This window comes from Arthrobacter sp. Y3225116 (genome assembly GCF_059091245.1).
In genome coordinates, this window is the sequence record NZ_JBNHGL010000287.1 from 1 (window position 1) to 3,169 (window position 3,169).

A 3,169-nucleotide genomic window follows, 5' to 3' on the forward strand; every position below is an offset into this window, starting at 1 on the left:
TCGGTGGTGGCGGCCGTTGCTTCCCCGTCGGCGGCAGCCATGGTGCCGTCGCTGCTGGCGCGGCGGTTGCGGTTGCGGGTGCGGCTGACCCGCTCCGCCGCCTTGGTCAGGTCGCCGCCGGCGGTGCCGCCGGTTGCGCCGTCGCCTGCCGCGCCGGCGGTCTCTTCCTTCGCCGCCGAAGTTTCGGTGCGCACCGGCTGCTCGGCCTTCTTGGCCGTGCGGTCGGCCACGGAGGAGCCACGCTGGTGGTCGGAGATCGCTGCGACCAGGTCGCCCTTGCGCATCCGCGAGCCGCCGGTGATGCCGAGCTGCCCGGCCAGCACCTGCAGTTGGGCCAGCTTCAGGCCGGCAAGGCCTGCACTCTTCGGTGCAGGAGAGTCTATTGTTTCCACACCTGCGGTCAGGTCAGTGGTTTCGGTCACGAAGGATCCTTCCCCCTCGTCGGGCGGTGTGCATATGAAGCGCACCGCGTTGTTTGCTACCCGGCCGTTGCATGAGAAGCCCGGCTGGGTCCGGTATTGCCTGCGGCGTCGTGCCGAAACAAGTCCGGGTGATCAGAGATGAAAAACCTTGAAACAAGCCGTCCGGATGGAACGAGTGAGGTCCTGTCCGGCCGATGGCCGGCAGCAACGCCGTTGAGTGCCGCGGAAGGCTCCTGAAAGGCTGCACCTGGAACGGGGATCCTGCCCAAACGGCTACTCGGCTTGCTTGATCCGGAGCATCCGGCAGGTGTCCTCGCCGGTTAATCCCGGGGGTGCACTTCCACTTTAGCACCATCTGTGTCCACTGCCAGTTTCAGCACCCGCCAGTTTCCCGGCGAGTCGCGGCGTTCCAGGTGCGCGGCGATGGCCCGCTGGACCTGCTCCGCCTCGGCCTGGTTCGCGGCGAGTGTCATCACGGTGGGTCCGGCACCGGAGACGACGGCGGCGTGGCCCTGGCTGCGCAGCGCCAGGATCAGCGCGGCGCTGGGTTCCATGGCCGGTGCCCGGTGCCGCTGGTGCAGCCAGTCTTCGGTTCCCGCCCGCAGCAGGGACGGATCGCGGGTCAGCGCGTGGACCAGCAGGGCGGCGCGGCCGGAGTTGGCGGCGGCCATGTGGTGCGGCACGGACGCGGGCAGGAGGTTGCGCGCGGTTTCCGTGGAAAGCTCGTAGGCCGGGATGGCCAGCACCGGCACGATGTCCGGGCAGATCGGCACGCAGGTGCTGGCGAAAACGCCGTCCTCTTCCCAGGAGATGGCCAGCTGCCCGCTCAGGGCCGGAGCCACGTTGTCGGGGTGGCCCTCCAGGGCGGAGCAAACCTGCAGGATGTCCGCCGCCCCCAGCCGTTCCCGCTCCGGCAGCAGCGCGTTGGCCAGCAGCACGGCGGACACGACGGCGGCGGCCGAGGATCCCATGCCGCGGCCGTGCGGAATGAGGTTCCGGGCCCGCAGGCGCAGCCCGCCGGCGTCGTACCCGGCCTCGCGCAGCGTGCCGCGCAGGGTGCGGATGATCAGGTGGCTTTCATCGGCGGGCAGGCCCGCCGCGCCCTCGCCGGTCACGGAGGCGTGGAAGACGCCGTCGTCGGTCGATTCCACCGTGACGGTGTCGTAGTAGGCCAGGGCCAGGCCCAGGCTGTCGAAGCCCGGGCCCAGGTTGGCGCTGGTGGCCGGAACCCGCACGGTGACGCGCTGGCCGGGCGCGATGCGGCCGGCCACGGCGGTGCCCTCCCCCGGCAAGGTGCTGCTACTCAAGACCCAGGGCGCTGGCCACGCTGACCACGTCGAAGTCCACCTTGACCGGCGCCGCCTCGCTGCCGTCCTCGGTCTGCAGGGCCCACTGCGGGTCCTTCAGCCCGTGGCCGGTGACCGTGATGACGATGGTCTTGCCCGCGGGCACCTCGCCGGCCGCGTGCTTCTTGAGCACGCCGGCAACGCCTGCCGCGGAGCCGGGCTCCACGAAGACGCCCTCGCGGGAGGAGAGCCAGCGGTGCGCGGCCAGGATCTCGTCGTCGGTCACCGAGTCGATCAGGCCGCCGGACTCGTCGCGGGCGGCGACGGCGGTGTCCCAGGAGGCCGGATTGCCGATCCGGATGGCGGTGGCGATGGTCTCCGGTTCGGTCACCGGGTGTCCCAGCACCAGCGGCGCCGCGCCGGCGGCCTGGAAGCCCCACAGCACGGGGGTCTTGGTGGCGACCGGCGGGAGCATGCCGGCAACGGCCGACTCGTACGGCGCGGCGTACTCCTGGTACCCCTTCCAGTACGCGGTGATGTTGCCCGCGTTGCCCACCGGCATCACGTGGATGTCCGGGGCGTCGCCCAGGTAGTCGACGGTCTCGAAGGCCGCCGTCTTCTGGCCCTGGATGCGTGCCGGGTTCACCGAGTTGACCAGGAACACCGGGTAGGCCTCGGAGAGCTTGCGGGCCACTTCCAGGCAGTTGTCGAAGTTGCCGTTGATCTGGATGATCTCGGCGCCGTGCGCGACCGCCTGGCTCATCTTGCCCATGGCGATCTTGCCGGCCGGCACGAGCACCGCGCACTTCAGCCCGGCCTGGGTGGCATAGGCGGCAGCGGACGCGGAGGTGTTGCCGGTGGACGCGCAGACCACCGCCTTGGCGCCGGCCTCCACGGCCGCGGTGATGGCCATGGTCATGCCGCGGTCCTTGAACGAGCCGGTGGGGTTCATCCCCTCCACCTTGAGGTAGACCTCGGATCCGGTCAGCTCGGAGAGGGCCTTCGCCTGCACCAGCGGGGTGCCGCCCTCGCCGAGGGTGATGATCTCGGTCTGCTCCGATACCGGCAGCCGGTCCGCGTATTCACGGATGACGCCGCGCCATTGGTGGGCCACTTAGATTCCTTCTACTCGCAGGACAGAGGTAACAGCGTTGACGATGTCGAGCCCGCGCACGGCCTCGACCGTTGCGGCCAGCGACGCCTCGGAGGCCCGGTGGGTGACGAAGCGCAGTTCGGCGGTCACCTCGCGGCCGTCGTGGGCGGGCTCCAGCGGGCCTTCGGTGTGGATGGTCTGGCGCATGGTCTCGATGGAGACCCCGTGCTCGGCGAAAACCCCGGCGATCTGGGCCAGCACGCCGGGCCGGTCGGCCACGTCCAGGCCGATGTAGTAGCTGGTCCGGACCGCGTCCAGCCCGACGGCGGGCAGGTCCACGGTCGCCGTTTCGGTCCGGCCCGGGCCGC

4 protein-coding genes are annotated in these 3,169 nt (G+C 70.7%); all 4 read right to left on the reverse strand.

Annotation, left to right across the window (positions count from 1 at the left end):
• A partial coding sequence (locus AC5RV2_RS16205) for a Rho termination factor N-terminal domain-containing protein (RefSeq protein WP_494093185.1) occupies window positions 1-422 on the reverse strand: 422 nt, incomplete at its 3' end.
• A gap of 320 nt (window positions 423-742) precedes the next feature.
• Window positions 743-1,729, reverse strand: coding sequence for a homoserine kinase (gene thrB, locus AC5RV2_RS16210; protein WP_494093186.1), 987 nt, complete (start codon window positions 1,727-1,729; stop codon window positions 743-745).
• Window positions 1,722-2,822 carry a threonine synthase gene (gene thrC / locus AC5RV2_RS16215; protein ID WP_494093187.1) on the reverse strand — a complete coding sequence of 367 codons (1,101 nt, stop codon included), beginning with the start codon at window positions 2,820-2,822 and terminating at the stop codon, window positions 1,722-1,724. Before thrC ends, thrB begins: the two co-directional genes overlap by 8 nt.
• The coding region (locus tag AC5RV2_RS16220) for an ACT domain-containing protein (RefSeq protein WP_494093188.1) at window positions 2,823-3,169 on the reverse strand (347 nt) is incomplete at its 5' end.